At 35.6% G+C, this 24,252-nt stretch carries 23 protein-coding genes and 1 pseudogene; 18 read left to right on the top strand and 6 right to left on the bottom strand.

Annotated features, from left to right (window positions below; all coding sequences use genetic code 11):
- Positions 1-82: 82 nt before the first annotated feature.
- Positions 83-1,636, bottom strand: a complete 1,554-nt coding sequence (locus MHB39_RS12300; RefSeq protein ID WP_257960894.1) for a cation acetate symporter — start codon at positions 1,634-1,636, stop codon at positions 83-85.
- Positions 1,637-1,972 carry a DUF485 domain-containing protein gene (locus MHB39_RS12295; protein WP_004227946.1) on the bottom strand — a complete coding sequence of 112 codons (336 nt, stop codon included), beginning with the start codon at positions 1,970-1,972 and terminating at the stop codon, positions 1,637-1,639.
- Positions 1,973-2,556: 584 nt separating this feature from the next.
- Here MHB39_RS12295 and MHB39_RS12290 point away from each other — a divergent pair.
- From MHB39_RS12290 to catA, 6 genes and pseudogenes are all read left to right on the top strand, one after another.
- Positions 2,557-3,153 (top strand): SCO family protein, encoded by a 597-nt coding sequence (locus MHB39_RS12290; RefSeq protein WP_004227948.1) that lies wholly within the window; start codon positions 2,557-2,559, stop codon positions 3,151-3,153.
- Between the two features lie 189 nt (positions 3,154-3,342).
- The gene (locus MHB39_RS12285; protein ID WP_342543882.1) at positions 3,343-3,540 is read left to right on the top strand and encodes a hypothetical protein; all 198 of its coding nucleotides are present in this window, start codon (positions 3,343-3,345) and stop codon (positions 3,538-3,540) included.
- Positions 3,476-3,679, top strand: a complete 204-nt coding sequence (locus tag MHB39_RS12280; protein ID WP_342543881.1) for a metalloregulator ArsR/SmtB family transcription factor — start codon at positions 3,476-3,478, stop codon at positions 3,677-3,679. Before MHB39_RS12285 ends, MHB39_RS12280 begins: the two co-directional genes overlap by 65 nt.
- A gap of 31 nt (positions 3,680-3,710) precedes the next feature.
- Complete coding sequence (locus MHB39_RS12275) at positions 3,711-4,709, top strand: NADP-dependent oxidoreductase (protein ID WP_342543879.1); 999 nt, start codon at positions 3,711-3,713, stop codon at positions 4,707-4,709.
- Positions 4,710-5,063: 354 nt separating this feature from the next.
- A complete protein-coding gene (locus MHB39_RS12270; protein ID WP_342543877.1) occupies positions 5,064-5,606 on the top strand; it encodes a pyridoxamine 5'-phosphate oxidase family protein in 543 nt (180 codons plus the stop codon).
- A 449-nt stretch (positions 5,607-6,055) separates the two neighbouring features.
- Positions 6,056-6,706, top strand: a pseudogene (catA, locus tag MHB39_RS12265) (type A chloramphenicol O-acetyltransferase).
- Positions 6,707-6,998: 292 nt separating this feature from the next.
- Here catA and MHB39_RS12260 read toward each other — a convergent pair.
- Entirely contained in the window at positions 6,999-7,466 is a 468-nt protein-coding gene (locus tag MHB39_RS12260) for a GNAT family N-acetyltransferase (RefSeq protein ID WP_016995423.1), read from the bottom strand.
- A 395-nt stretch (positions 7,467-7,861) separates the two neighbouring features.
- On the opposite strand from MHB39_RS12260, the gene MHB39_RS12255 reads away from it, so the two are divergent.
- Complete coding sequence (locus MHB39_RS12255) at positions 7,862-8,398, top strand: RNA polymerase sigma factor (RefSeq protein ID WP_036079243.1); 537 nt, start codon at positions 7,862-7,864, stop codon at positions 8,396-8,398.
- Between the two features lies 1 nt (position 8,399).
- Entirely contained in the window at positions 8,400-10,001 is a 1,602-nt protein-coding gene (locus MHB39_RS12250) for a DUF4179 domain-containing protein (RefSeq protein WP_342546906.1), read from the top strand.
- Between the two features lie 1,165 nt (positions 10,002-11,166).
- On the opposite strand, the gene MHB39_RS12245 is transcribed toward MHB39_RS12250, so the two are convergent.
- Positions 11,167-12,126 carry a DUF2268 domain-containing putative Zn-dependent protease gene (locus MHB39_RS12245; protein WP_342543876.1) on the bottom strand — a complete coding sequence of 320 codons (960 nt, stop codon included), beginning with the start codon at positions 12,124-12,126 and terminating at the stop codon, positions 11,167-11,169.
- A gap of 306 nt (positions 12,127-12,432) precedes the next feature.
- Positions 12,433-12,660, bottom strand: coding sequence for a hypothetical protein (locus tag MHB39_RS12240; RefSeq protein WP_036079237.1), 228 nt, complete (start codon positions 12,658-12,660; stop codon positions 12,433-12,435).
- Positions 12,661-13,104: 444 nt separating this feature from the next.
- Here MHB39_RS12240 and MHB39_RS12235 point away from each other — a divergent pair, with 444 nt between their 5' ends.
- The 10 genes from MHB39_RS12235 to MHB39_RS12190 all read left to right on the top strand — a co-directional run bounded on the left by MHB39_RS12235 (position 13,105) and on the right by MHB39_RS12190 (position 23,346).
- Positions 13,105-14,343 carry an IS110 family transposase gene (locus MHB39_RS12235; RefSeq protein WP_342543874.1) on the top strand — a complete coding sequence of 413 codons (1,239 nt, stop codon included), beginning with the start codon at positions 13,105-13,107 and terminating at the stop codon, positions 14,341-14,343.
- Between the two features lie 602 nt (positions 14,344-14,945).
- On the top strand, positions 14,946-16,172 hold the full coding sequence (locus MHB39_RS12230; protein ID WP_342543872.1) for a benzoate/H(+) symporter BenE family transporter: 1,227 nt from the start codon (positions 14,946-14,948) through the stop codon (positions 16,170-16,172).
- A gap of 26 nt (positions 16,173-16,198) precedes the next feature.
- Entirely contained in the window at positions 16,199-17,491 is a 1,293-nt protein-coding gene (gene hemL, locus MHB39_RS12225; RefSeq protein WP_342546904.1) for a glutamate-1-semialdehyde 2,1-aminomutase, read from the top strand.
- 133 nt (positions 17,492-17,624) lie between these two features.
- Positions 17,625-19,064: a PLP-dependent aminotransferase family protein gene (locus tag MHB39_RS12220; protein WP_342543870.1), complete on the top strand. Its 1,440-nt coding sequence runs from the start codon at positions 17,625-17,627 to the stop codon at positions 19,062-19,064.
- Between the two features lie 40 nt (positions 19,065-19,104).
- The gene (locus tag MHB39_RS12215) at positions 19,105-19,467 is read left to right on the top strand and encodes a hypothetical protein (protein ID WP_036079224.1); all 363 of its coding nucleotides are present in this window, start codon (positions 19,105-19,107) and stop codon (positions 19,465-19,467) included.
- Positions 19,468-19,630: 163 nt separating this feature from the next.
- Complete coding sequence (locus MHB39_RS12210) at positions 19,631-20,131, top strand: sigma-70 family RNA polymerase sigma factor (protein WP_115673645.1); 501 nt, start codon at positions 19,631-19,633, stop codon at positions 20,129-20,131.
- Positions 20,128-21,384, top strand: coding sequence for a DUF4179 domain-containing protein (locus tag MHB39_RS12205; RefSeq protein WP_342543867.1), 1,257 nt, complete (start codon positions 20,128-20,130; stop codon positions 21,382-21,384). Before MHB39_RS12210 ends, MHB39_RS12205 begins: the two co-directional genes overlap by 4 nt.
- A gap of 267 nt (positions 21,385-21,651) precedes the next feature.
- Positions 21,652-22,167, top strand: a complete 516-nt coding sequence (locus MHB39_RS12200) for a hypothetical protein (protein ID WP_103118189.1) — start codon at positions 21,652-21,654, stop codon at positions 22,165-22,167.
- Between the two features lie 58 nt (positions 22,168-22,225).
- Positions 22,226-22,522 (top strand): hypothetical protein, encoded by a 297-nt coding sequence (locus MHB39_RS12195; protein WP_048393027.1) that lies wholly within the window; start codon positions 22,226-22,228, stop codon positions 22,520-22,522.
- Positions 22,523-22,593: 71 nt separating this feature from the next.
- On the top strand, positions 22,594-23,346 hold the full coding sequence (locus MHB39_RS12190; RefSeq protein ID WP_342543865.1) for a glucose 1-dehydrogenase: 753 nt from the start codon (positions 22,594-22,596) through the stop codon (positions 23,344-23,346).
- Positions 23,347-23,472: 126 nt separating this feature from the next.
- On the opposite strand, the gene MHB39_RS12185 is transcribed toward MHB39_RS12190, so the two are convergent.
- On the bottom strand, positions 23,473-24,240 hold the full coding sequence (locus MHB39_RS12185) for a sulfite exporter TauE/SafE family protein (protein WP_342543864.1): 768 nt from the start codon (positions 24,238-24,240) through the stop codon (positions 23,473-23,475).
- Positions 24,241-24,252 lie beyond the last annotated feature (12 nt).

Genomic DNA, 24,252 nt, shown 5'->3' with positions numbered 1-24,252 from the left:
AAACTCGACCAAAAATCGAATTTTTTGCCTATTTTTTTGCATTTTTTGAATTGAGATTCATTATGCAGGAGGTGTATAAATATTAATGTGAAATATCAGAGACAGACACGCCTGTATTTGCTTTTACACGAATTTCTTTATAAATACGTTCTGCTTCTTCCTGTGGCACTTTGTTAGAAGAAAGAACAGTACCTAAGTATCCAGCAATAAAGCCTAATGGAATTGTAATAATCGCTGGAACAGCAAGTGGCACAAGGGGTTGTCCAACAAAGATAGCCGCACCTTCAACAGGGCTCCACACATTTGGTCCCATTGCTCCTAAAATTAAACATGATACTAGTCCCGTTACCATCGCAGTTACAGCACCTGTAGAATTAAATTTCTTCCAATAGATTGTATAAAGGATTACAGGTAGGTTTGCAGACGCACCGATACAAAAGGCGAATGATACTAGGAATGAAACGTTTAAGCTTTGTGCAAACAGAGCGAGAATTATAGACACGATCGCAATCGAGATAGAGCCTGTACGAGCTGCTACTACCTGTTGCTTCTCTGTTAATTTACCACCCTTAATGATTTCTCCATAAATATCATGAGAAATGGCAGAAGCTCCTGTTAGTACTAAACCAGAAACAACGGCTAAAATAGTCGCAAATGCCACTGCGCCGATAAATGCCATCAATACATCTCCACCTAAGTAATGCGCAAGAAGCGGAGCAGCTGTATTACCAGCCTTACTTTCAGCAAGAATTTGATCTAAACCTACAAAGTTTAATGCACCGAACCCTAAGAAAATTGTTAATGAAAAGAAAATAGCTGTAATCCAAGTTGTCCAAGAAATAGAGGAACGTGCTGTTTTTGCATCCTTTACAGTAAAGAAACGCATTAAAATATGTGGTAAACCAGATGTTCCTAAAACTAAAGCCATCATCATCGAAACGGAGTCGATTGTGCTTGTATACTTAATTCCAGGTACAAGGAACTTTTCGCCATGATCTACTGCAATTGTGTCGAACATCTTCATAAGAGAGAAGTCAAATTTCATTAACACTAAAACCGCTAATAAACCTGTCCCGAATAATAATAGACTTGCTTTAATGATTTGCACCCAAGAAGTCGCTGTCATACCACCAAACAATACATAAGTTGTCATCATAACACCGACAATTAAAACGGCAATCCAATACTCAATACCGAATAATAGCTTAATCAATGCACCAGCACCAACTAGCTGTGCAATCATATAAAGAATTACGATAATAATGGTACCAGACGCTGCCACACCACGAATTCGCTTTTCATTAAAACGAGCCGTTAACATATCTGCTAACGTGTAGCGGCCTAAGTTTCGCATTGGCTCAGCAATGACATAAAGCAGCACTAAATTCGCTACTACATAGCCTACAGAGAAGAAGAAACCATCAAAGCCAGTTAAGGCAATTGCACCAGACACCCCAAGAAAGGCTGCCGCAGATAAATAGTCACCAGCAATCGCAAAGCCGTTTTGCCACCCCTTTAAACCACCACCAGCAGTGTAAAAATCAGCCGCAGAAGATGTACGCTTTGCTGCAATATAGGTAACAACAAGTGTTAAGCCAACAATAGCTAAAAAGAAACCTATGGATACGATGTTCATTTATTTTCCACCTTTCGCCTGATACTCTGCAAGAACAGCGGCTGCAGCTTTATCGAATGAAGCAGCTTTTTTTACATATACTGTACAAAGCACAATGGTCATGATAAATAATCCTGCAGAATAAACCCATACACCCGTAATATTTCCGAAGAATTTTTGTTGTAGTACAGGCTGGAAAGCAAGAATCGGAAGCAGGATATAAAGAATTAAAAACACTGCTGTAATCGAGAAAAGAAAGGTATTTTTCTTTTTTACAAAGCTATTAAACGATTCCATTGCTTCAATTGCATGATAATCAATTGATTGGGCCTGTTTTTTGCTTGAAACATTCGCCATTATTATTCCCCCTAAAGTTATATATTTCTGTTTTAAACGACATATTTCTTTTTCGTTCGTCGTTATATTCACTTATTTTATGGGGGAGAATCCTATAATGCAATACTAAATTTTGAGTTTTTATAATTTTTAGTCACTTCTGTTTTGTGGAAATAACATAGAAATAATAAGGATTTATTAGAAAAATTCTGTTTAAAAGAGCGTACAGTTTTCTGATGAAATAATATTGTTAAAATAGTTTGTTGTTGATAAAAATGAATGTAGGAGAAAATACAAACATAAAAGAGAATTTTCTGTATTTTATTATTCTGCTATTAAATTCCATGGGAGCTTGTTAAGTAAAAAAAATTGTTATATAACAATTATCTGAGGTTTTGGGAAATAACGAAAATGATAAAAAAAAGCTATGAAAAAATTTTTAAAAAGGATGTGTCATTTGGAAGAATTAGTGAGGAGGAATTCCAGAATCAGTTAATGTTCACATGTTATACAAATAGCCATCTGGGTGTAAGTCCATTATCTTGTGTTTAGCTTCTATAATGAATAAAATAAGGTGATGAAATGAAGGGAAGTGGGCACCACTAATGACAAAGAAAAGTATATTGCTAGTTTTAGTTCTAGCATTTAGTAGCATTCTAGCTGCTTGCGGTAGTTACAAGTTTGAACCAACATTAAATCTCGAGGTTCAAGATTTCACAGTAACAAATCAAAAAAATGAACAAGTGACCCTAGATGATCTTAAAGGTAAGCCTTGGCTAGCCATGTTTATTTTTACAAACTGTACGACAATCTGTCCACCCATGACATTTAATATGACAGAAGTTCAACAAGCACTACAGGATGAAGGCCTTGAAGATTATCAAATTGTGGCATTTAGCGTCGATCCAGAAGTGGATAAGCCTGATGTTTTAACAAATTACTTAAATACGTATAATGTTGTAGATGAAAGCAAATGGCAGCTACTAACTGGCTATCAACAAAAATTCATTGAACAATTTGCACGTAAATCATTTAATTCATTAGTTAAAAACGATCCTAACTCAGACCAAGTCATACATATGTCGAGCTATTATTTAGTAAACGCAGACGGCACAGTTGTAAAAGACTATGATGGCGCGACAAACGTACCAGTTGAAACAATCGTTGGAGATATGAAGGCTCTTATTAAGGAGAGCAAATAACACAGAAGTCCATGTGACTTCTGTGTTTTTTTATGGAAAGAGGGGAAAGTAAGGTGTACGCCTTTAAAAATTATTCGTCTCGATTTACTTTCCCAATATTGCAGCAAATACAGCAATATTATATCGTTATATGCATCAATGGTTCATTAACTTAAACTATTCAACTGATTAGTAAGAGGAGGGATTTAAATGAATAAACAGGACCAGCTTAACTTGATTAAGGACGACTTTATAAATTCTCAAAAGGTACTATTAGCAATTGGTGATGAAACCAGACAAGCCATTTTAATGGTTTTAATGGGCACAGATTGTCAAAAAGGGATTGCGAGTAGGAGAAATCACGGAACAAACACATCTTTCTCGACCAGCTGTGTCACATCATCTTAAAATTTTGCGAGATGCTGGTGTTATTTTAATGCGCAAAGAAGGTACAAAAAACTTTTACTATATCGATATACGGACAAAACTAGGTTCGTTAAAAAATCTTGTTTGGGATATTGAGACGTTGTTAACGGAATTTTATTGACAATATAATAGATTATCTGGAGGAAAAAACAATGAGAGCAATGGTGATCGATCAATATGGCAAAGCCCCAATGCGCTTGGCAGAAGTGCCTACACCTGAAATAAATGAATATGAGGTGCTTGCTGAAATCCATGCAGCAAGTATTAATCCAATTGATTTTAAAATCCGTGATGGGAAAGTGAAGCTGTTAATCCAATATAAAATGCCACTGATCCTTGGAAATGATTTTTCAGGGGTCGTCGTAAAGGTTGGTGAAAAAGTGACGCGATTTAAAGTAGGAGATGAAATTTATGCACGTCCAAGGAAAAGTAAAATTGGTACTTTTGCGGAATATATCTCGATTCATGAAGATGACATAGCCCTAAAACCTAAAAATTTGAGCTTTGAGGAAGCCGCATCAATCTCACTGGTTGGCTTAACGTCATACCAAGCTTTACATGACATCATGCAATTACAAAAAGGTCAAAAGATTTTAATTCATGCTGGTTCTGGTGGTGTAGGTACCTTTGCTATTCAACTAGCAAAGGTAATGGGCGCCACAGTGGCAACAACCGCTAGCGAAGCTGGTGCAGACTTAGTTACATCGTTGGGTGCAGATAAAGTGATTAATTATAAGAAAGAAAGCTTTGAAGCTATACTGAAAAATTATGATGCCGTCTTTGATACGCTTGGAGGAAAGACCTTAGAAAAATCTTTCGAGATTATCAAGAATGGTGGAAAAATTGTATCCGTATCAGGCAGGCCAAATGCTCGTTTCGCCAAAGAATATGGTTCAGGATTTTACAAAACATTGTTATTTTCAGCAGCCAGTCATAAACTGACCTCACTTGAAAAGAAATATCATGCCCAATATTCCTTCTTATTTATGAAACCAAGTGGCGAGCAATTACGCATAATCGCCGATTTAATTGAAGCTGGTAAAATCAAACCAGTCATTGAAAGAACTTTTTCATTTGAAGATGCTCAAAAGGCGATGGAATATGCGGAGTCAGGTAGAGCAAAGGGGAAGATCATCGTAAAAATGAAATAGCCTTTATGTTGTATTTTAGCAAAGTTTAAGTGAAAAGTACGTAATAACCACAAACCTCAAATAAAATAAGAGGCTTCTGCTTTTGTAGGATAGATGTAGTCCAATATTGAAATGAGCGATGGTTCACCACTTGCGTTCTTTGAAGGCAAATATAGCAAAGTTAGTCAGCCAATAAGCTTATAATTACCTATCTCCTAAAAAATAGCACCATCGTTTGAGCATTATTTGTTCGAACGGTGGTTTTGTCTTTGTTTTAAGTGGAAAATGGATTGCTTAATTGCTGTTGTTATGGACGTTTTTATTCAATCCAAAGGTTGATAAAATCACATCATACTACAAGTAGGAGTGATAACAATGGATAAGGTACGTTATAAAGTAAGAGAAGTGTTGGACAAGAACAAAATTGATGCATTTTTGCAGCAAGCTCGCATTGGGCATTTGGGTATGGTTGATGGTCATTTGCCGTATGTTGTCCCCCTTAATTTTGTGTGGACAAATGGAGTGCTTTATTTCCATGGAGCCACTGGCGGGAGACGAAATCAAGTGATGGAAGAGAATCCAGAGGTTTGCTTTACGGTTTGTGATGAATATGGAACCATTACAAATCCAGTACCTGCAAAGACGGACACGGCTTATATGAGTGTCATGCTTTTTGGCAAGGCTCAGCCTATTTTCGATTTGAATGAAGCGACACATATGTTGCAAGAAATGATAAATAAATATGTACCTGGTTACTATAATCGCCCCTTATCCCAGCAACACGTGGACAAATATCGATCAGCCGTTTTCGGAGGGCCTGTTCAAGTTTACCGTATTGATCCTCAACATATTACCGCGAAAGAAAATCCAATTGCCTTAGGGGAGATGTTCAATATTGAGAAAATCCCACATACATAGTATTGGTTTTCAGAAATTAGTACATCAAATCACTGCAAGCACCGCTAACTCTAGTCAGATATGTAGCTTTGGAATAAAGATGGATTAACAAATAGCTCTAATCTTATTTAATAGCAACATCAAAAACTCCATTTTGAAAAATTGATCAAAATGGAGTTACTCTCTTTAGATAAGCATGAGATTTTTATAAAAAAGTTTGATCATTTTTCAGCTATGTTGTTCCACAATTGCGCCCTATTATTGAAGAATAAGCTATTGCATGATGTCCTCATATTGTTCAGTAGTTTTTGGATTAGCAGTAAGCTCGCTATGCAAATCTAAATTAATCGAAACCGTAATTATATGTTAAGATTGACTTATATAAAATAAAAGGAATGATCTTATGAAAAAAGCAGTCAAATTAGCTTCCTAAAATTATCTAGATTTTAAATTTTAGGAGGCTTTATAAGATGAGATTCAATAAAATTGATATTAATAATTGGGAACGAAAAGAAATTTTCAATCATTTTTTAAATCAACAAACGAGCTTTAGCATCACCAGAACTATTGATATTACCGAACTTTATAAAATTACAAAAGATAAGGGATATAAATTCTATCCTGTACTCATCTTTTTAATCACTCATGTAGCAAATTCACATAAACATTTTAGAATGAACTTTAATTCTGCTGGATAGTTTGGATACTGGGATAAGGTAGTCCCAATGTATACTATCTTTGATAAGCAATCAGAGTTATTTTCAGCCATTTATACAAATACAGATGAAGGTTTTAAAAAGTTTTATGAGAACTATATTTCCGATACTGAGAAGTTCAATGGTAAAGGAAAGCTTTTTCCTAAAACACCGATCCCTGAAAATGTCGTCAATATTTCTATGATTCCATGGACTTCTTTTACTGGTTTTAACTTAAACGTGAATAATAGCCCAAATTATTGTTTGCCGATAATCACTGCAGGTAGGTTTATCAATAAAACTAATAATATTTATTTACCTTTATCCTTGCACGTTCATCATTCTGTCTGCGATGGTTACCATGCAGCACTATTTATGGATAGATTTCAGACTCTTGTAGAAAATAAACTAGAGTTTCTTGTATAAATTAAACACGAAACACTGACTAATTTCTTTTAGTTGGTGTTTTTTACTATCCTGCACCTAAAACAAGGTAGTATATGTGCCTTATTTTGTATTCCTTGTATCAGATTATTGTCTATATGCTTTCCTCCTATGTCCACTCAAGTTACTGAACAATTTCTTTCAAGTATGCAAAACCGCTTTTAAAGATGTTAACTAAAAAGACACAAATCCTTTTATAAGAATTGCGCCCGATTGTAGAAGGTTGTGATTCAACTAAAGCCCTCGTTACTTCAATATAACAAATTACTAAATGTCAGTTGATAGTTTTGAGCATATTTATTCCCGCTATTTCAAATCCGAGTTCCTCATATAGTTTCCTAGCCCCTTCATTACTTCCAAAAACATGAAGTTTGAAGTAATAAATTTCTTCCCGTTCTAACCACTCCTCAACATTTTTCATCACTCTAGTCCCGAAACCTTTACCTCTGTATTCTTCAAAAATAAAAATCTCATAAAGAAATGCACTTTTCTTTTCCTTTTCAACCTTTAACCAAACAAATCCAATTAACGAATCATCTTCATATATATTATATAAATGATGATTAGAGGTTTCTATTCCTTGAGGAAGTAGATTATATAACTGTTTACGTGCTTTTGAAAGCGGATCTTCGCTACTTACCTCATGGACATATTCTGATTGAACTTTGCTATATCTCTCTACCTTATCTTCTAAATAAATTGTAAATTCTTTTTCTGACATTTTCTTTAAGACAATATCCATTTTAATCTCCTATTTTGAATGACTTGTAAAAAAATTGATACACTGAACTGTTCAGTAAATTTATGTGAACTTTCTACAAATATATCTATATTTTAACATTCATACTAATTTATTTGTGTAGTATTACTCCACAATCTGGCCCTTTAATGATAACGAGCACTGATTCTTATTACAGAATCGCGCCCGATTGCTGAATATCAAGTCGGTGATTTGTCTTTTGCTTGTTAAAGTAAGCACGCCGTTAGTTAAAGAAGATTTATAATTAAAATAAGTGTTTTTGAATAGATAAGGTGCTTTCTCCATCAAATTCGAAGGCAGATGATCCATTTGAAAAAATGAACTATTTATAATGCTAAATTGTTACTTGTGTAGAAAACGGAAAAGGAGGTGGGAATATGGAACAAATTAGCGATGAAAGGGTCTTGTTTCAAACATATTATAAGGACGTCTTCAGAGCTTGCTATTACATGCTTCAAAATAAATACGATGCAGAGGACCTTTGTCAGGATGTATTTGCAAAAGCTTTGAGTGAAGATTTCCAATCTATACAAAATCAAAAATCTTGGTTACTTAGTATTTCTATGAATATGTCTCGAAATTACTTAAAGAAAATGAAAAGACTGCTATTAAAAGAAAATTTTGAATTCCTATCATTGATGCGAGTTGACAAATCCCAAAATATTGAGCGTACAATACAGCTCAATGAAAATAAAAGTGAGTTAGTCGACTTAATGAACAAATTGCCTATTCGTATACGAAAGGTAATGATATTGAAATATGTGCATGACTGTAAAGATAGAGAAATCGCTGAAATTCTAAAAATCCCTGAGGGAACGGTTAAATCGAGGCTTTTTAAAGGTAAAAAATTAACGAAAGAGTTTATCCAAATAGATGAAAATTTGTTATTTGAATGGAGGGATCATCGTGAATAATATGGACGATTTAATAAAAGAAAAAGTGAAGTACGATCAAGTAGATTATCCTAATGAGAATGAAATGTGGAGTAAAATCATCCGTAAACAACAAAATCAAAATTATAAAACTAAAAAACATAGCTATAAACCACAAGTTATATTAACCGCCATTATGTTCACAATTGTTTTATCAGCCACACCTGTATTTGCTAAATATACAACAGAAATCTTGGACTGGATGCGAAATATGAATAGAACAGGCATTATTACTTCTTTAGAAAATGGCTTTGGACAGGAAGTCAATAAAACTGTAGAAAACGAAGCTGGTGTATTAAATATCCATAATGTAATTTCAGATCAAAATGGTACTACTATTAACTTTAGCTTAGATATTGATCATGATTATCCAATCGATGCAGCAGATTTCGAACAAGCATCACTCAAAATAAATGACGAAAAAGAAATAAAGTTGGAGGCTAACGCAGTATATAATCAGGAAACGGATCAATTAGTAGGGACTCTACATACAGATGAGGGAATCCCGCACAACAGCAATGTTACACTTCAACTTGGAGGTGTAAAGGAGACACAGTTGAAAAGTGTAGAGTTAAAAGATGTGGTTCAATCGAACGCGTTCCCTGAAAAGATTACTATAAATCAAGATGGAATATCACATATAGAATTCACTTCAAATGGATATCAAAACGGGCAATATACATTGGATTATCTTATCGATCTGGAGGAGTCCAATAACATAGAAAACGCATATTTATCTTATAAAATTCAAGGTGAAAACATTGCGAGTTTTGGCGTTACTCATAAACGTCCAAAACCAAATGTCATTAAAAGTAGTGATTCACTAGAAATTCAAAAAGAAGTGGTAGAAAAATTAGGGGTATTTTTAAGTTATACTGATACAGTAAGTTATAAACCAGATACGTGGAGCCTGGATTTCCAATACAATCAGGATCTTGCTAAAAAATCTACATTTGTTATGGATATAGACGAAACAATTGAGATAGGCTCTCAGCAACTTCAATTTAACGAGCTTGTTATTACACCGAGTGAGGTAAAGCTTTATTTTGATGAAAAATATATAGATTCTAATTCTAATATAGCTCATTTCAACTATCGTCAGTTTAAATTACGAATTGGTGAGCAGGAATTATCGGGAAATAATTTTAAAGATTATATTTCTTTTGAAACAATGGGGCTGATAAAGGATATTACGAATAAAGAAATTTCTCTTACTTTAAATGATGCGAAGATTTCTTATGAAGCTGGAAAGCAAGACAAAGTAGAGCTAAGAAATATTTCTGAAGTTCCAAAGACTCTAAATGCAGAATTAAACGGGTATCCAATTGATATTACCTACTATACGAAAGGTAATGATTTAATTGTTGAATCAGAAAGTAAGAACGAGCAATTTGGAGGTATTACACAAAATGTTATTTATGAGAATGGCAAAAGAATCTTTGCTGAAACTCGTTCTAATGACGGAGTGTTAAGAACACACAAACAAGTAGAAACATTTAAAAATATAAAAGAAAAAGATATTACATTAAACTTCTTCCTTTATACTGTCAATGAGGATCGAGCGAAAACTATTGTTTTACAGTAAATCGTTTGCAGTATAACTTCTTTCAGCAAATGTTTTATGTAACGTAAGTGAAACGGCAGTGACAAATGTTTTATGTAAGTCTTTTCGTAGCGACAGTACACAACTTCTTGGTGTTTTAACTGTAAGTCATCTAAAGGTAACGCTACTTGAAGGCACATGATAATAAAAGAATAATTCATTTGAGTATAAAAAAAGCGTGTTTTGATTAATTCAAAATACGCTTTACTATTTCTTTGGTTGTTGTTTTCGAAAAGATAATTGCTTTTCAACGCTTAACGCATCTAAACGAACGATTTTTGTTTGCTCTGCTTGTGTTTATGTATCGTAAGCTTTGCCTCAAAAAGCTTTCCACGACCGCTAAATACAATACATCTACATCTAATTGAGGAATTTCCTCTTTAATTTGACTGTTCAACAAACCATCAGAATAGGTGCATTTGTTGTAATCAATATTCAGCTAGGATTAACTAAAAACGAGATAAATAAAAACACCTTTCGTTATAAAAAGGTATTGAATAATCAATGAGGATGTATCTATAGGGACAAAAGTATGTTACAAACTATATGGCCCTTTCATGAAAAAAGACGCATTCTTAATTAAAGAATTGCGCCCGATTGTTGAAGATCGGTTTTTCAATTAAATGCCCTATAATTTTCTTCGTTTGTTTTTCAAATCATTTATTTTAATAACACCATAATAAACAATCCAAAATAAGAGAATTATAAATACAGAATAATTCTTTTTACTTTCAGGCAATAAAATTAAAGTTACAATATATATAAGAACACTAGGAACAAGTAATACCCAATACAATTTTCGTCTATTCATTTAAAATCACTTCTCCTCCAAGACAATCTATTGACAGTATAGTTCTCGCACAAACAACCCTAATAAAGGAATTTTAAATATATTATACCATTAACAAAAAAGCTCCCAAAGCGTCCTTTGGTGACCTAATTGTTATTCAACAATCTGGCCCTTTTCATGAAGAAAGACGCTTTCCTAATTTCAGAAAAGTGCCCGATTGTTGAAGATCGTTTTTGAACTAAAGCACCTGGTTAGTTCAATAAGAAAAAAAGAGCTGCATACGCAACTCAATTATTTTTAACTAATTCTTAATATATATTTACCCCTATAATATATGTCAATTCATTCATAGATTTGTTATTTATAGTTTTCAAGATAGTTTCCTTTTTCAAAAATTTCTTTTGCACTTAAGGCAGTCCATTCCTCTGGAGTTTTATCAGGATTTAAGTCAAGATAGGATTTAACCATCTTGTAGCCTTCACTATAGCCGTAAGATATCGGCAACCCTTTTCCGCCATTTAAAATTTCTAAACTACGATTACTGTCATAATTTTTTAAATCAGGTTTAACTTTAGACCACAAAACCTTGTTGTAAGTCAAGTAAATCGGAGTATAGTCGTAGACAGGATATACAGATTTTTCAAACATGACCGCTTTTCCTTCAAAAACCATATTATCCAAAACAGAAAACCTGTCCCCATTGGCATGCTTTTCCGCCCAAACACTGTGATGGTATTCGTGGGCAACGATTGACTTTAAAGCATCCCCCAAACCATTTAGATTAAGTGGGATAATAATTTTGCCCGCCCCTACTGCGAATGCCCCCCTATTATTGGTAGAGGAAGGGAATACACAAACTGCTACATCACTTTGAGAGGGTAGGAGGTCAGCTGATTTCAAAAGGGATTCTTGTATAAGTTGATTGATTTCTGCTTTACGAGTCTCCATTTTTTCACTTACCACTTCTATTTCTGTTAACCCATTAGGAATCGTATTAAGAAGGTTTTCTGCCATATGAAGGTATTCTCCATTTTCAAAACAATCTTGATATATGGGTTGAATAATCTCATTATTATACAGTTCTAAGGTTTCCGAGGTTGAAAGATTCGGATTCTCTTTGACCTTTTCAATATACGGATAAAACAGTTGATTGGCATAAATGATTTTGTATTTTTGTTTGGTTTGAGGGTGCTCAAATGAGAACACCATTTCTTTGTCAAGTATTTTTTGCTCTTTTTCTGTTTTTGTACAAGAAGTAAGGGTTAGACATGAAATTATTAGAATAAAAACAACAACAATTTTTAGATATTTTTTCAAAAAAATCCCCTTTATGTAAAAAAGACTATTTGTAAATAATATTACCATATTTTAGTCCCTTTTCGTCTATCAATTCTTGAACTAAACTGCCCCGTTAGTTTAAGTGAAAAGCTTCAAAATCTTTTACTCAATAATTCAACAATAATGTCCAATTTTATTGAAAAGGTTTATCAATAATCTGGCCCTTTAATTAAAAAAAGCGCTGATTCTTGTTCCAGAATCGCGCCCGATTGTGGAAGATTATAAGCATAATTCTTGCTAAACTAAAGCATCCCGTTAGTTCAACAGCAAAAGTTTATTAATTCTTTATTTTCCTTTATGTAAAAACTTCAAATAAAGCAAGAAGGAAAATAACAATACTATTGCATAAAACCAAATTGAACGATACCAAGCATTTTTAAATTCTATCCAAAAACCCCTTCCACCTAGTTCTGGAGGCAAAGCTGAATAAATTGAAACTTCAATATATAGCATTAAACTGAAAAATAAGAATAAAGGAAGAAAAAATACCCACACCAAAAGATTGGATTTCATAAAAGTCCCCTTTCTATTTCACAAAACTATTAATAACAGTAGAGAATTTATAAGTTTAACGTTTGTATTTAGATGAAAGTTCCAATATAAAAAGGAGATGGTACTTCAACTAACCTGCACCATTAGTTTAAGTAATCTTCACAATCTTCGCGTCCAATAATTATTGTATTTTATTCTATTAAATGGCCCGTTCGTAATATAAGGTTAGCCAGATTTTTCTGGTTGACCATTTTCTTATAGGTCTTATTATTACGGTAGTCGGGGTAGAACGTCTGGCCCGTGGGACTTGATCCCGTCCGCAAAACTGTTCACCCCCTACTTGTATAAACATGTTTCGAGCTGGTTGGGACAAGGATCCCGTTTAACAAGCGAACCTATGATATTACAAGCAGCTTTAGGGGTTACCGACTAATTTAGTATTTTCTTAGAGGAGGAGATTTCGATATGAATCCAGTCGTTGGTCTGGATGTTTCTAAAGGAGAAAGTCAGGTTCAAGCTTTTTTGGATAAAAGTCAGCCCTACCGTAAGAGCTTTAGTGTTAAACATACTCTAGATGGTTTAGGAGGTTTATTAGAATTTCTAAAAGAGGTTGAGAGACTGGCTGATGGAAAGCAACCTTCGGTTATTTTAGAATCTACAGGCCAGTATCATATCCCTGTCATTCAATTTTTGGAGGAACAACAGTATGTCTATATTATTGTTAACCCACTTGTCTCTCATCGAGCTAGAAGTACAAATTTACGAAAGGTAAAGACAGATGCCATCGATGCCTATCATCTATGTGAGTTGTATTATAAGGAAGAATTAGAACCATACAAAAAAAGAGGAATTCAACTCTTAAATCTTCGTAATCTCACGAGACAACAAGAAACGATATCAAGCACAGCTGCACAAACGAAATTACAGCTACAATCGATTTTAGATCAGGTATTTCCTGAATATAGAGGTGTCTTTGGGAATCTCTATTCAAAAATCTCGTTACAGATTCTATCACTCTTTCCAACTTCAGAAGAGGTTCTAAATGTCAGTAAATGTGATCTTACTGATAAAATCGCAGAATTATGTACAACTCGTTCAGAAAAATGGGCAAAAGAAAAAGCTCAGAAATTGAGAGAAGCTGCATTACGTAATCCGTTTCAAAACAACTTGTACCAGAGCCATATCTTTAACCTAAAAATGTTTATCAATATTGTACTTCAATATCAAGAGCATCTATCAAAGTTAGCGGCAGAAATAGATGCCCTCGCTAAAGAAATTGAAGAATATGATATTATCCAGTCTATCCATGGTATTGGAGAGAAGATTGCAGCAACAATCATCTCTGAAATTGGAGAGATAGAGCGGTTTAACCATCCTAAAAAGCTAGTGGCATTCGCCGGGATAGATCCTAGCGTTTACTCTTCTGGTAGGTTTACTGCTTCCATAAATCGCATAACCAAAAGAGGTTCTAGCAGGTTAAGGCAAGCATTGTTTATGGCTGTACAATGCGGTATAAGAGATGCACGTAAGCAAAAAACAAGTGATGAAATACTCCCTAGAAATAAGAAATTAAGAGAGTTCTACGATAAAAAACGCGAAGAAGGAAAACCTTTTAGAGTAGCAATAATTGCTTGTGCTAATAAGCTTTTACATTGGATTTATGCTCTACTAAAAAGGAAAGTAGCCTTCCAAAATGGGGATTAAAAAGTATATCTAAACACATTAAACAAAACCTTCCAATTCTAAAGAGGAAGGCTTATTTGGTGTACCCTTTTTTAGTATAGCATGTAGTTTTTAATATTTTTATTGAAAAATCTTGACAACTATTAGCTGGTTTTGTTGACAAAAAAATCCTGCATTTCAACACAGGATTTTTATCAAACTTAATATGAATGATCAATGTTTGTTTTTAACGATTAGTCATTTTTATAAAACTACACTATAGGGATAGTGGTTATTTTATTATACCTAATTTTATGGACTGCTCAAATTCGCAGTTTTGGATGTTTTTTATCAATCCGTATTACGTTATGCTAAGACCGTTCATTTATTAGCAAGGAGGGAGAGTGCTACTTCTGTTTAGTTCAGGTAGATTGACATTTTATTAGATAGCGGCAAGTAAAGCGTTACTTGGAATCAAGCAAATTGAAATTTTATGGAATGACACATTACATAAAGAGGGCTAATGACAATAGGAAAACGACATTCCACAAAGGAAGGAAACAGTCCTTAAAGGACGAGAATACGTGATGAATTCCTAGTATGAAGAAGGGATTAAAATAATTTGTAGAAAGGTAGGAAAGTGTATGAACTCAACATCCGTTTCACTGAATGTGCGTGATTTCCTGTCGCCCACTATCGCTGCTTTTATATCTGTCTTAGTTAACTATGGGGGCACTTTTATCCTGGTATTTCAGGCTGCCAAGGTTGCTGGTCTAAGTCCAGAAATGACTGCATCATGGATATGGTCGATTTCCATTGGTGTGGGGGTAACGGGTATCTGGCTAAGTTACCGATACCGTGAACCCATTATTACAGCTTGGTCAACACCAGGTGTAGCGTTTCTTGTTTCGGCTTTAGCGGTTACCCCGTATGCTGAAGCCATTGGTGCTTATATTATTTCTGCAATAGCATTTGTTTTGTTAGGTTTATCAGGCATGTTCGAACGTTTTGTCCAACTCATTCCGCCAGGCATTGCTTCAGGTTTATTGGCAGGTATTTTATTACAATTTGGTATTTCAGCCTTTGGTGGTGCGAAAGTGGAACCTTTACTTGTTATCGTCCTGTTTACTACGTATATCGTATTAAGAAGGTTTACATCGCGCTATTCGATTGTCGGTATTCTAGTCATTGGCTTGATTTATTTAATAAGTATGGGGCAGGTAGATTTCAGCCATATCGAGTTGGCCTTCGCCTCTCCTGTATTTGTTGTGCCAACGTTTTCTCTGCATGCATTATTGGGTGTGGCTTTGCCGCTTTTTATTATTACCTTAACAGGACAGTACATGCCAGGCATGCTAGTGTTGCGAAATGATGGATTTAAAACGAGTGCCAATCCGATTTTGATTGTAACAGGATTGGGATCACTCCTGACAGCCCCCTTTGGATCACATGCTTTTAACGTAGCAGCAATTACAGCAGCCATCTGTACGGGGAAGGACGCTCATGAGGATTCAAGAAAACGTTATATTGCAGGTATTGTCTGTGGCATTTTTTATATAATTGTCGGTATTTTTGGGGTAACATTGGCTGCATTGTTTTTAATTCTCCCAGCTACGTTCATTGCAACATTAGCGGGATTAGCGTTGTTAGGTACAATTGGTAGTAGTCTTGCCAATGCATTAACAAATCCTGTTGGACGCGAAACAGCACTCATTACTTTTTTGGCAACAGCCGCAAATGTTACTTTACTTGGAGTTGGCGGGGCATTTTGGGGGCTTGTAGCAGGTTTGGGCGCACATTTATTAATGAATGTTCCATTGCTCAGAAAACAGCAAAGCATAAATGAGGGACAACAAATTAGACAAAGATAATATCACTACGAAAGGTGGTTTTTAACATCGATAGTACGAAATCAATAGAAGCCTTTGAAATAGCAAAAAAACTTATGCCTGGTGGGGTAAATAGCCCAGTGAGAGCATTTCAATCAGTTGGGATGGAACCAATTTTTATAAGTCATGGGAAAGGCTCGAACATATATGATATTGATGGCAATCGCTATATAGATTATGTTCTATCTTGGGGACCATTAATTCATGGACATGCAGATACGGAAGTTTCAGATGCACTTCTTGAAGCCATTTACAGGGGGACAAGTTTTGGCTTGCCAACTTTACAAGAAAATAAGCTAGCCACATTAATATCGACTCGCATTCCTTCCATAGAGAAGATTCGAATGGTGAATTCTGGTACAGAAGCGACAATGAGTGCCATTAGACTAGCTAGAGGCTTTACTGGCAAAGACATGATTGTGAAATTTGATGGAAACTATCATGGACACAGTGATCATCTATTAGTAAAGGCAGGCTCAGGAATTGCTACCTTCAGCCTTCCTGATAGTCTGGGTGTACCTGTAGAGATCACTAAGCATACAATCTCCATTCCTTATAATAATATTGAAGTCCTGAAAAAGATCTTTGATAAATATGGCCCACAAATTGCAGCAGTCATCGTAGAACCGTTTGCAGGCAATATGGCGGGAATACCAGCTAACCCTGAATTTCTTCAAGCAATACGTTCTTTCACTACAAAATTTGGTGGACTATTTATACTTGATGAGGTCATGACTGGTTTTCGTATAGATTATCACTCTGCTCAAGGGCTTTATAACATAAAACCAGACTTAACATGTTTAGGCAAGATCATTGGTGGAGGGATGCCTGTTGGAGCATATGGTGGAAGAAAAGAAATCATGGATCACATTGCACCTGAAGGTAATATTTATCAGGCTGGAACCTTATCGGGTAATCCAATCGCTATGGTAGCGGGGTATACCACAATCAATAAATTAAATCATAACAGTTATACGTATATCGAAGCGTTAGCAGATCGGCTTATTCAAGGGTTATCAAAAGCAGCTCATACCAATCATATTCCACTTAAAACAACGAAAGCTGGGACAATGATTGGCTACGCATTCATCGATCATCCATTACAAAATTTTGATGATGCTCGAAAAATAGATGCTGAGATGTTTCGCCGTTTTTATAAAGAAATGCTTAAACAGGGTATACTTCTACCTCCTTCTCAATATGAAAGTATATTTATCTCAACTGCACATTCCATACAGGATATTGATAGAACGATTCATGCTGCAGATGTAGCCTTTAAAAGGATGTTATCATGTATTTAGATGATGCAAAGTGTACTACAAACATCCTATATCTATAAAATGATCGATTTGATAGTATAATAATTATCGACTGTACAAAACTATAAATTTTCTCATATTTTAACAATCTCTATTCTAACTGGAAGTGAATTGAATGTTACAAGTTAACCGAGACGATAAAAATCCTATATGGCAGCAGTTGCTTGACCAAGCTATTCATCATATTACAACTGGAAAATGGCCACCAGGGGAGTTACTCCCTCCATCCCGAGAACTCGCCTTATTAGTAGGTGTTTCACGCTCAACTATACAAATTGTATATGAGGAATTATTTAGTCGAGGATATACCGTGACAAATTGGCGTGGTGGAACAAGGGTGAGTGAATGGGGATATAAAACTAACTTGCAAGAAGAGGTGATTCCTCAAGGACCATCAACGCCAGCATTACCTTTATTAAACGTGGCAGTTGATGAATTAAACAGTTGGTTTAGAGGCAAAGAAAATGGAAACGTCGCAATCGATTTTTGTCCCCATGAGCCGTATTTGGACGAGCATTTCCGAAAAACTTGGCGACAATCGTTTTTACAGGCCTCAGCAGAAACTGATCTGACCAATTGGGGCTATGGCGATGCCTACGGTTTTACACCGCTGCGTGAACAGATTCAACGTTACCTGACATTTGAAAGAGGTGTACATGTAGAGATTGACCAAATCATCTTAACCTCTGGCGCACAGCATAGCATCGATCTGATTGCTCAAGCCCTTCTTAAGGAAGGAGAAATGGTTTCGGTTGAAGATCCAGGCTTTCCTGCAGCCTGGATGACCATGAAATATCGGCGTATGAATGTTGTTGCTGTGCCTGTGGATGAGTATGGCGTACAAGTAGAGCATATTGATCCACAAACAAAGCTTATTTTTGTTACACCTTCTCACCAATGTGCGGTTGGTGTCATAATGTCTGAGCCACGCAGACAACAATTGCTGCAAAAATCTGCGAAAAATCAATTTTGGATTGTAGAAGATGATTATGATGGTGAGTTTAGGTATCGAGGTGGCCCGCTGCCTACCTTGTTTAGCCAACAACCTCACAACACATTATATATGATGAGTTTTTCTAAAATGGTTGCTCCTGGCATACGAATATCGGCTGTGGTCGGCCCAAAAGATGCCATCCGCCAGCTTGCGCAAGTACAACAATTAACCTATCGACATCTTCCCATTATGGAGCAATTAACGCTTGCTCATTTTATTGAGCACGGTCATTTTATGCGTCATATGAGGAGAGCCAGAAATGTCTATCGACGTAGACATGAAGCGATGACAAAGGCAATCATGGCGACAGGACTAGCCGAACGTTTCAAGCTAAGTGGCATTGAAACAGGTTTGCATATGCTTCTTGAGGCGGAAGAATCGTTTGATGAAGAAGCAATGACGAACCTCGCACTCGAAAATGGGATACGTGTTTATCCACTAAGCAAGTATTGCTTAGAAAATACTCGAAAAGGATGGGTACTAGGCTTTGCTAAAATAGACGAGCAAGCCATTGAGGAAGGCATTTTTCGTCTTGCAAAGATTCTCTTGCAAGAAACGTAATCATTAGCCGGGCATAAAGGGAATTGGAGGTTGCGATACTATGCCATACATTCATGAGTTTGGAATCATTGCTTGTATAGAAAAAGACAAGGAATATGCTGCTTATGAACCTGAAAAATACAATTGCATCGGTGTAGATGGTGACCTCTTTGATGAACTGCTTTCCAAGGATTTTGGCAAAAAAATACATCACCTCGAAACTTTTGCACACAACACAAATAGGCCATTTAAAAGTCTCGCCTATTGGGGGATAACCTTGATACCACCGAGCTCTCATAAACAATTTTTAAATATGGTGAGTGAAGCCAATGTCGAATACCAATCTGCAGAACTTGAAGAATTAATCAAAAAAATAGCTGAAGCAATAAAACAAGATAAATGGATGATTCATTATGGTGTTTAATTTTTACCAATACATACAGGTAAGGGGAAGAGGCGATTGTTCAATTAGAGCAATCGCTTCTTATTATTAATGGGGAGATGAATGACAGTTCCCTGAAAAGTTTCAAAAATTTTGAACGAAATGCAACAATGTTGAGTCTAATGAGAGAAGGAGGCGAAAAAGGATGAAATTTGAATTAGAGCAGCGTGCTATACGTGGAGATCAAGAAGCGATACTTTCACTGATTGAAATGGATGAGGATATTTTATATCGCATGGCCTTTACATATATGAAAAATGAGCAAGATGCTATGGACGTGATGCAGGAGCTTGTTTACAAGGCACTCAAAAAAATGCATACCGTTCAACAGCACGAATATGCCAGAACATGGCTTGTGCGCGTCTTAATCAATTGCTGTAAAGACCATTTACGAAAACGTCCGCCGACTGTTCAGATTGAGGAACACCACTTATCTGAATGGGTCATCTACTCAGATATGGAGAGATTATTGGAACATTTATCTTTGTCAGAGCAGCAACTCGTCTATATGAAGTATTTCCAGCAACTGAAAAATAAAGAAATTGCTGAGCTCAATCAAATTCCTGAGGGTACTGTGAAATCGAAGCTTCATCACATTTTAAAGAAGCTTAGAAGCTTTGCTAGAGAAAAGGAGGACTGGCTATGAGTAAACCATTAATTGACGTTCCAAAGGAGAAACTGCAACAAGTTCGCATGAACATGTTTCGAAAGGTTCAACAAGAAAAAAGAAGAAAGAAGCGCATTGTTTCGGTTGCATGCATCTCCATGCTTTGCCTAAGCCTTCTCTTTTCAATTCGCGTCTCGCCAACGATTGCTAGCCAAGTTGCCAAAATACCCGGCTTTCAAGCAATTGTAACAGCGATTGCAATAGATAAAGGAATAAAAGATATTGTAGACCATGAATACTATGAAGAAATCAATGTGACGCAATCTAGAAAAGGTCTAGCACTTACATTGCAGGGCGTGATTGCCGACAATTTAGGATTTGTCCTGTTCTATGACGCTGATGCCTCATTTGATATTTCAAAATTAAACTTAGAGAAAGTTCAATTGTTTCAAGGAGCTGAGGAGATTGAATGCGGCTGTACGTTTACCATGAATGCAAGCAATCAAACATACATCTCTTCATCTGTGAAATATAGTTTTTTAAAGCCTATCGCCTATACTTCCAAGGATTTTAAAGCAGTTTTTCACTTTCAGGATGAAGAGAAAGGTAACATTGTAATATCTTTACCGTTTTCACTGAAAAACGAGATCGCAAAGGAGAAAATTTTTACTGCAAATCGTACGATCGATGTCAATGGGCAGAAATTTACGATTACACAAATTCGCCGTTCGCCATTAAAAGTGGCACTCGATATTGAGGTAGCCAAAGATAATACAATGCAACTATTAGCGCTAGATGATGTTGCCATCATGACAGAAAGCGGTGAACGTAGAGAAAGTATTAGAAATGACATTTCAACAGACGGGAATATTCGCGATGGCAAATTTACGCTCTATTTGCAAAGTAATTATTTCGATGATCCAGCGTCATTGACGGTTATGATTGGCGCCGTTCAAGCTGTGCCAAAGGGTGAGGATTTTATCGAAGTTGATTTTGGCACAAAAGAGATAATCACGAAGCCTACTTATTTTAAGGGGGACATTTCAATAGTGCAGCAAAGTGTAGCAGTTAAGATGAAAAAAAATAATGAAGGCAAATTATTAATGCTCTCTGACGCCATAAAAGAAGATGGCACGCCATTAGAATTCAAAAGTTTGACTATTTCTCGAGACGAGCAGTATGTAGTGGAGACATCACAATTTGAAGAATATAATGGAAAAGCTAAGCTATATTTAAACTATTACCCTAATCCGATTGGTGAAAATATTGAAGTAAACATTCCATTGCAATAAAATGCAGCAGCTGTTCAAAAAGACGAACCTTTTTGAATAGCTGTTTTGCTATTTTGACTGCAAGGGTTGGGGGTTTCTTTTTTGAACAACTTGATAGATGATAGATTAAAGAGGCACTTGATTTAGTCATAACAGGGGTAACGATATGTTTAGATTCGAAGCGGTTATCTTTTCTAGAATTAGTTACATAGCTAGCTCTTTTTTCTTTTTGAACTTACAATGGTTGTAGAGCGATGATGGTATAATTACTTTAAACGGAGGTGGAAAATGGACTCTTTAGAATTAAACAAATCAAAATATATGGTCTCTAATATCAAAGACATTTTGCATAATAAGCTTATTCTTGCAAAACCGTTGACTAAAGATGACATCAAAGAATTAAACCTAGTCAATCCCCCTGTATACAATAAAGAAAAGTATCTTATTCAGGAACAGTGGTTATACAGCATGAATATTGGGGAATGGGAGGATGTAGAGATTATTATCCAAGGAAATAATGAAAATCCTGAGGTGAGAATAATCGAACTAGCAGAAAGAATTTTCGATGAACTCCATTTACATATAAGCCGCGCATTGGCGTATTTACATAAGTTTTTTCCTAATCAAGAAATAAACAGTTATTATTTATCCACAATAAGCTTTGGAAATATGGCTAACTTTGATAGTTATATCTTTTCAGGCTTTAGTTTAGATTTTATTTATGAGGGTCACTTTGAGTTTCAGTATAAAGTGAAATTTAAAGAAAATGGTTGGCCTATTGGTTTTGAGGGTGGACCACTTTAATTCAAGGGGGAAGAAATAGTTATCCCATGACAAAATCGTTTTGAAAAGAGGGAGTTGAATGGAAGGTTTTTTCTTCATACTGATAGGCTTTTTAATTGTTGTTGCAAATGTGATTGGGTTTGTATTCTACAAAAAAAAGAAAAATCTATATAATGCTGCTTTTATCATTTTACTACTGGCAGGTGTATTTGGTGGACTAGGAAGTGTATTAGCACTAATTATTATTCGTGATCCCTTTGCATTATTCTATGGATTGAACATTGCCTATTATTTACTCATTAATAGTTTGATTGTATTTATTCTGGCGATTTTAGTTACGATCATTAAAAAATATACTAGTAGTAGAACCATATAATTAACTATCGTGGTGCGTGAGCATTAGTTGTTTATGAACGAATTACTATTAAAAACGTTAGGGGGGACGCTATGCATAACTTGTCAGGAAAGGTTATTCTTATCACAGGTGCAAGCTCTGGGATTGGATTTGCCACGGCTGAGCTAGTGGCAAAATACGGGGCTAAAGTAATTATCAATTATCATACAAATGTGGAAGGTGCCAACGAAGCTCTGCAACGAATTCAAGAACAAGGAGGAGACGCCATTGCTATTCAAGCTAATATTGTGAATAAAGAAGAAGTGAACGCAATGATTGAGCAGGCTATTTCTACATTCGGCACGATTGATGTTTTAGTGAATAACGCTGGAGGCGGCATCCGTCAAAGTACTTTTATGGAGATGAGTGAAGAGCTATGGGAAGAAACATTCAAGCTAAATGTCAATAGTGTGCTCTTATGCTCTCAAGCTGTATTAATACATATGATTCCGAAGAAATGCGGAAAAATTATTAATGTCTCTTCTGCAGCTGCACGTATTGGTGGGGCAGGGGAAAGTATTCATTATGCATCTGCTAAGGGAGCTATCAATACAATGACGATTGGTATGTCCAGAGAATTAATTGAATATGGAATTATCGTGAACGGGGTAGCGCCTGGAATGGTAGAGACACCCTTTCACGATAAATTTGCTCCTGGCGACAATCGGCTAGAACGGATGGCTTCCGCTGTACCAATTAAACGAGCTGCAGCGCCTAAAGAGATAGCAGAAGTAATTGCCTTCCTTTCTTCTGATGCCTCAAATTACATCCTTGGAGAAATTATACATGTGAGTGGCGGTAGATAAATAAAAAATAGGCAAATTATTATTGTGTTCCTCTATTATACTAACAGTCGTAAATTTCGGATTCTAAACAAGCTCCACCTTAGATGTCCTTAAATTTGGGGGCAAAAAAGGTAGGACTTGTTTCGTTTATTTTATTAAATCCGACACTACTTGAACAATTAAGAACAAAAAAATGATTGGTAAAATAATTTGAATCCATTTTGTTTGGATATACGGAACGATCTTTAAACCAAAGAAAGAGCCAGCAATAGAGCCAAGTGAAACAGGGATAGCAATTCCCCAATTAAAAATGCCAGTAAAGTAATAAAAGAGAAAAGCACCTGTACAGCTTGATAACGAGAGCATTCTTGTTAACTCGACTGCTTTTAAATAATGGTATTGTTTTTTCAAGAAATAGGTTATATTCATTAGAGCTGAGCCTGGTCCAAAACCACCGTCATATATGGAAATTGCAAATGGAATAAGCTTGTTCAAGGGTTGTTCCTCTGTTTCTTTTACATCTTTGACAATCCATTTATTACTGCAAAGGACAATCAGAAATGCAAAAATTAAGCTTATACAAGCGACGACATTCATGATTTGTTCCGATAAGAGGATTGCGAATAATGCCCCAAATACTCCACCTATACTAGCAACAAACATGAAAGAAAAATACTTTTTTACAGATAAATGTCCTTTTATGACAAATGAAACAACATTTGATAGGGCTGATAAGCCTGTCGCAAATTTATTAACAGCAACGGTTGTATGAATTGGAATGCCGACGAGCAACAATGAAGGCATCAAAATAAAGCCTGCTGCACCAAAAAGAACGCCTATTATGGCTGCGAGTAAACCAATTGTAAATAAAATAACTCCTTTTACTGTTAACCATTCATGTAGTAAAATTTCCATTCAATCACCTCA

Source organism: Lysinibacillus sp. FSL K6-4013, assembly GCF_038630435.1.
GTDB classification, from domain to species: domain Bacteria; phylum Bacillota; class Bacilli; order Bacillales_A; family Planococcaceae; genus Lysinibacillus; species Lysinibacillus boronitolerans.
Note: the sequence above shows the minus strand (reverse complement) of the source record. Positions and strands in the feature narration are given on the sequence as shown.

Coding starts and splice junctions, on each gene's coding strand:
- MHB39_RS12300 (WP_257960894.1), bottom strand. CDS start 1,636: ATGAACATCGTATCCATAGGTTTCTTTTTAGCTATTGTTGGCTTAACA.
- MHB39_RS12220 (WP_342543870.1), top strand. CDS start 17,625: ATGTTACAAGTTAACCGAGACGATAAAAATCCTATATGGCAGCAGTTG.
- MHB39_RS12200 (WP_103118189.1), top strand. CDS start 21,652: ATGGACTCTTTAGAATTAAACAAATCAAAATATATGGTCTCTAATATC.
- MHB39_RS12270 (WP_342543877.1), top strand. CDS start 5,064: ATGGATAAGGTACGTTATAAAGTAAGAGAAGTGTTGGACAAGAACAAA.
- MHB39_RS12185 (WP_342543864.1), bottom strand. CDS start 24,240: ATGGAAATTTTACTACATGAATGGTTAACAGTAAAAGGAGTTATTTTA.
- MHB39_RS12190 (WP_342543865.1), top strand. CDS start 22,594: ATGCATAACTTGTCAGGAAAGGTTATTCTTATCACAGGTGCAAGCTCT.
- MHB39_RS12205 (WP_342543867.1), top strand. CDS start 20,128: ATGAGTAAACCATTAATTGACGTTCCAAAGGAGAAACTGCAACAAGTT.
- MHB39_RS12255 (WP_036079243.1), top strand. CDS start 7,862: ATGGAACAAATTAGCGATGAAAGGGTCTTGTTTCAAACATATTATAAG.
- MHB39_RS12230 (WP_342543872.1), top strand. CDS start 14,946: ATGAACTCAACATCCGTTTCACTGAATGTGCGTGATTTCCTGTCGCCC.
- MHB39_RS12235 (WP_342543874.1), top strand. CDS start 13,105: ATGAATCCAGTCGTTGGTCTGGATGTTTCTAAAGGAGAAAGTCAGGTT.
- MHB39_RS12210 (WP_115673645.1), top strand. CDS start 19,631: ATGAAATTTGAATTAGAGCAGCGTGCTATACGTGGAGATCAAGAAGCG.
- MHB39_RS12195 (WP_048393027.1), top strand. CDS start 22,226: ATGGAAGGTTTTTTCTTCATACTGATAGGCTTTTTAATTGTTGTTGCA.
- MHB39_RS12250 (WP_342546906.1), top strand. CDS start 8,400: ATGGACGATTTAATAAAAGAAAAAGTGAAGTACGATCAAGTAGATTAT.
- MHB39_RS12285 (WP_342543882.1), top strand. CDS start 3,343: ATGAATAAACAGGACCAGCTTAACTTGATTAAGGACGACTTTATAAAT.
- MHB39_RS12290 (WP_004227948.1), top strand. CDS start 2,557: ATGACAAAGAAAAGTATATTGCTAGTTTTAGTTCTAGCATTTAGTAGC.
- MHB39_RS12215 (WP_036079224.1), top strand. CDS start 19,105: ATGCCATACATTCATGAGTTTGGAATCATTGCTTGTATAGAAAAAGAC.
- MHB39_RS12260 (WP_016995423.1), bottom strand. CDS start 7,466: ATGGATATTGTCTTAAAGAAAATGTCAGAAAAAGAATTTACAATTTAT.
- MHB39_RS12275 (WP_342543879.1), top strand. CDS start 3,711: ATGAGAGCAATGGTGATCGATCAATATGGCAAAGCCCCAATGCGCTTG.
- MHB39_RS12240 (WP_036079237.1), bottom strand. CDS start 12,660: ATGAAATCCAATCTTTTGGTGTGGGTATTTTTTCTTCCTTTATTCTTA.
- MHB39_RS12295 (WP_004227946.1), bottom strand. CDS start 1,972: ATGGCGAATGTTTCAAGCAAAAAACAGGCCCAATCAATTGATTATCAT.